This is a genomic window from Streptomyces niveiscabiei (genome assembly GCF_001419795.1).
Classification (GTDB): Bacteria; Actinomycetota; Actinomycetes; order Streptomycetales; family Streptomycetaceae; genus Streptomyces; species Streptomyces niveiscabiei.
Map to the genome: position 1 here is coordinate 1 of NZ_LIRL01000927.1, position 4,533 is coordinate 4,533.

A 4,533-nucleotide genomic window follows, 5' to 3' on the forward strand; every position below is an offset into this window, starting at 1 on the left:
AGGTCGAGGCTGTCGCGCTGGGTACGGGTCCGGCGGCGCTTCTGCTTGTCCTCCAGGTCCTTCATCACCCCGGCGGTGCCGCGCGGCATCCGGCTGCCCTGGGTCGCGCCGAGCGCCGCCTTCAGCTCCTCGGTCTCCTTCCCGTCGACCTCCTCGGCGAGCACCTTCGCGTCCTCGGCCGCCGCGTCGACGAGTTCCTGCGCGGCCTTCAGCGCCCCGCCGATCTCGCCGACCCGCAGCGGCAGCTTCAGCACGGACGCGCGCCGCTCCCGCGCGGCCGGGTCGGTCGCGAGGCGCCGCGCGCGGTCGACGTGCCCCTGCGTCGCGCGCGCGGCGGAGGCCGCGACGTCCGGCGCGATGCCCTCGCGCCGGACCAGCATGTCGGCGACGGCGGCGACGGACGGCGTGCCCAGGTTGAGGTGCCGGCAGCGGGAGCGGATCGTCGGCAGGACGTCTTCGAGGGACGGCGCGCACAGCAGCCAGACGGTGCGCGGCGCCGGTTCCTCGACGGCCTTCAGGACCGCGTTCGCCGACTTCTCGTTCAGCCGTTCCGCGTCCTCGACGAGGATGATCTGCCAGCGGCCGGTCGCCGGGGACGTGAACGACTTCCTGACCGTGTCCCGCATGTCCTCCGCGAGGATCTGCGTCCCGACCGCGGCGACGGTCGTCACGTCCGCGTGCGTCCCGATCAGCGCCGTATGGCATCCGTCGCAGAACCCGCACCCCGGCGCGCCCCCGAGCGCCCGGTCCGGACTGACGCACTGCAACGCCGCGGCGAACGCCCGCGCCACCTGCGTACGCCCGGCCCCGGGAGGCCCGGTGAACAGCCAGGCGTGCGTCATCTTGGACGCCTCGGGCGGTGCCTCGCCGCTCACCGCCGCCGTGACGAACGCGTCGGCGTCCCGGGCGGCGGCCCCCAGCTGCTCGCTGACCCGCTCCTGCCCGACGAGGTCGTCCCACACACTCACCTGGCCGACCACCTTCCGTCTCGTCCCGCTCGGCGCTGCGGGTTCCATTGTGCGGGGCGCCACTGACAACGGGAGCCACCACCGGCTCGGCCGGGAAACCACGCGGCCGGCACAGAGGCGCCGCACCCGCCGTACGACAGATGCGGCGCCCGCATCAAGGCAGACCCCTGAGGCAGACGCCGCACCCGTACTCGTACCCGTGCGCGCCCCCTACCGCCGGCGCCCGTCCTCGTCGTCCCGCCGCGACCCCAGCAACTCATCGGCCAGCGACGGCAGATCGTCGAGCGGCGTCTCCTCGGCCCAGTCGGACCGGGGCCGCCGCCGCGGCGCCCCGCTCTCGTCGACCTGGGGCAGCTCCCGCGTACGGTCCTCGCGCTCGTCCCGGAAGAACCCCGGCGGCACCCGGTCGGCGGGCCGCTCCCCCGCCGGAGTGCCGGGGACCGGCGGCAGGACGGCCGTCTCCTCGGCGTCGGCGCCGACAGCCCAGGACGGCCGCGAGGAGGCGGACGGCTGGGGCAGCTCGGCCGTCACCTCACCGGCCCCGGGCGCCTCGTCCTTCACGAGCCGCACGGGCGGCAGGACGGCGGTCTCCTCGACGTCCCGCCCGCGCCCGGCGTCCTGCGGCGTCACCGCGGGCGTGGGCACGGTGACCGCCTCCGAGGCGTCGGGCCACCCGCCCTTCTTCGCGCCACGGGAACCGGCACCCCCGCGCGCCACGGGCCAGGCCGCCGACTCCCCGGACTCGGTCCGCACGTCCCGCCCCTCGGAAGCGCCCTCGGCGCCCCCGCGCGCGGCGGGCCAGCTCACCGCACCGGCACCGGTACCGGACTCACCGCCGACCTCGGGCCAGCCCCCGCCCGCGACCGGCGTCCCGTGCGGCGGCGTCCGGGGCCCCGCCGCAGCCGCGGCAGCCGCCTCCTCGGCAGCGCGCCGCGCCTCCTCGGCCCGCAGCAACGCCTCCTCCGCGCGCCGCTGCTTCTCGACGCGCCGGGCTTCGGCCTCGGCACGCAGCCGCGCCTCCTCCTCGGCCTGCTGACGGCGCCGCTCCGCCTCGGCGGCCCGCCGCGCCTCTTCCTCGGCGCGCGCCTTCTCCTCCGCGAGGAGCCGGACCCGCTCCTCCTCGGCCCGCTTGCGCGCTTCCTCCGCGCGCACGCGTGCCTCCTCGGCCTGCCGTTCGGCCTCGCGCCGCTGCGCCTCCTCCAGCTCGCGCCGCTTGCGCTCCTCCTCCTCGGCGCGGAGCTTGGCGAGCTGCTCCTGGCGCTCGCGCTCCAGGCGCTCCTCCTCGGCCTTGCGGGCGGCCTCTTCCTCGGCCTTGCGCCGGGCCTCCTCCTCGGCCTTCCTGCGCGCCTCTTCCTGGGCCTTGATCTCGGCCTCGGAGAGCGGCAGCAGCTGGTCGAGCCGCGCGCGGACGACGGTGGTGACGGCCTCGGCCTCCTGGCCCGCGTCGACGACGAGGTAGCGGCCGGGGTCGGCGGCGGCGAGGGTGAGGAAACCGGACCGCACGCGCGCGTGGAACTCGGCGGGCTCCGACTCCAGCCGGTCCGGCGCCTCGGTGAACCGCTCGCGCGCGGTCTCCGGCGAGACGTCGAGCAGGACCGTCAGATGCGGGACGAGCCCGTCGGTGGCCCAGCGCGAGATGCGCGCGATCTCGACCGGCGACAGGTCGCGCCCGGCGCCCTGGTAGGCGACGGAGGAGTCGACGTACCGGTCGGTGATGACGACGGCGCCGCGCTCCAGGGCGGGCCGTACGACGGTGTCGACGTGCTCGGCGCGGTCGGCGGCGTACAGCAGCGCCTCCGCGCGGTGCGAGAGGCCGGCCGAGGAGACGTCGAGGAGGATCGAGCGCAGCCGCTTGCCGACCGGCGTGGCGCCGGGCTCGCGGGTGAGGACGACCTCGTGGCCCTTGGCCCTTATCCACTCGGCGAGCGCCTCGGCCTGGGTGGACTTGCCTGCGCCGTCGCCGCCCTCTAGGGCGATGAAGAAGCCGGTCGCGGCGGGCGCGGTCGCGGGCTCGGAGCCGCCGAGCAGGGCGTCGCGCAGGTCCTGGCGCAGGGGGACGCCGGAGCGGTCGTCGACCTTGGCGAGGACCAGCGCGGCGACCGGCAGCAGCAGCGCGCCGACCAGCATGAGCGTGAACGCGGCGCCGCCGTGCGCGAACACGAACCGGCCGCTCTCCAGGCGGTGCGGGCCGATCAGCGCGGCCACGAGGGGCGCGACCAGCGCGGCGAACCCGACGAAGACCCGGACGACCGCGTGGAGGTGCTCGGTGACCCGCGCGCGGCGGCTGTCCTCGGTCTCCTGGTCGAGCAGCGCGTGCCCGGTGTTCGCGGCGACCCCCGCGCCCACGCCCGCGAGGGCGGCGAGCAGCAGGACGGTCGCGTTGTCCGGGACGAGCCCGGCGGCCAGCAGCCCCACGCCGGTGACCGCGATCGCCAGCGCCAGCAGGCGGCGGCGCGACAGCGCGGGCAGGATCCTGGGCGCCGTACGGATGCCGACGACGACTCCGCCGGTCAGGCCGAGGACGAGCAGGCCGTACGAGATCGGGCCGCCGCCCAGGTCGACGGCCTGGAGGACGGCGACGGCCACGGCGGCGGCGATCGCGCCCGCGACGGCGCCGCAGGCCGTCACCAGCAGCGGGATCGCGCCGGTGCGGCCGGTCTCGGCACCGGTGCCCGCGCGCGGGCGGCGCAGGCCCTCCAGCGGGGACCGCGCGCGCGGGGTGCGCAGCTTGGGCAGCTCCAGCGCGGAGACGACCGACAGGGACGCGGCGAACAGGCCCGCCGCGACGTACGACGCGAGCGCCGCCTGGTGCTGGTCGAACCAGGCGACCCCGGCGCCCAGCAGGACGTTCACCAGTCCGGCCGCGATCAGGACGGCGCCGCCGAGCGGGATCGCCGCGAAGCTGGTGCGCAGCGACAGGCGGCGCAGGGCGTCCATGTGGTCCGGGAGCGGCCGTACGGTCGCTCCCTCCGGCGGCGGCGCCGGCAGCAGCGCGGGCGCGGCGCCCTCGCGCGCGATCGTCCACAGCCGCTCGGCGATGCCGGTCACGAAGACCGTCGCCAGCAGCAGCACCAGCGCGTTGCCCGGCGTCCAGTCGATCCACAGGGGCGCGACGATCAGCAGCACCGCGCGCACGCCGTCCGCGCCGGCCATCGTCCAGCGGCGGTCCAGCGGGCCGTCGGGAGAGGTCAGCGAGGTCAGCGGGCCGAGCAGGACGGCCCCGAACAGGACGGTGGCCACCGCGCGCACGCCGAGCACGAGCGCGACGGACAGCGCCGCCCCCCGGTACCCGCCGCCCAGGGCCTCCTGGGAGACGACGGCCTGGAGCGTAAGAAACACCAGCACCAGGACGGCGAGGGCGTCCCCCGCTCCGCCCACCAGCTGCGCACTCCACAACCGCCGCAACTGCGGCTGCCTGAGCAACGCCCGCACGGCGCGCTCGCGTGAGTCCACCACCAGGGCGTCATTCTCTGCCGGGTGAAGGCCCGTCGGCTGCTCGGCTCGCGTCATGCTTTCAGCCTATCCGCCCCCACTGACACACCACCCCATACGGCCCGTCCCCGCC

The 4,533-nt window shown here is 76.7% G+C and carries 2 protein-coding genes; both read right to left on the reverse strand.

The window, feature by feature from the left end; translation table 11 throughout:
* Nucleotides 1-968, reverse strand: a 968-nt coding sequence (locus tag AOK24_RS37080) for a DNA polymerase III subunit delta' (protein ID WP_055724343.1), incomplete at its 3' end; no start/stop codon positions are given.
* Between the two features lie 210 nt (nucleotides 969-1,178).
* A complete protein-coding gene (gene tmk, locus AOK24_RS37085; protein WP_055724342.1) occupies nucleotides 1,179-4,478 on the reverse strand; it encodes a dTMP kinase in 3,300 nt (1,099 codons plus the stop codon).
* Nucleotides 4,479-4,533 lie beyond the last annotated feature (55 nt).

Bases quoted from the DNA above. Each gene is read 5' to 3' on its own strand.
- tmk (WP_055724342.1), bottom strand. From the start codon at position 4,478: ATGACGCGAGCCGAGCAGCCGACGGGCCTTCACCCGGCAGAGAATGAC.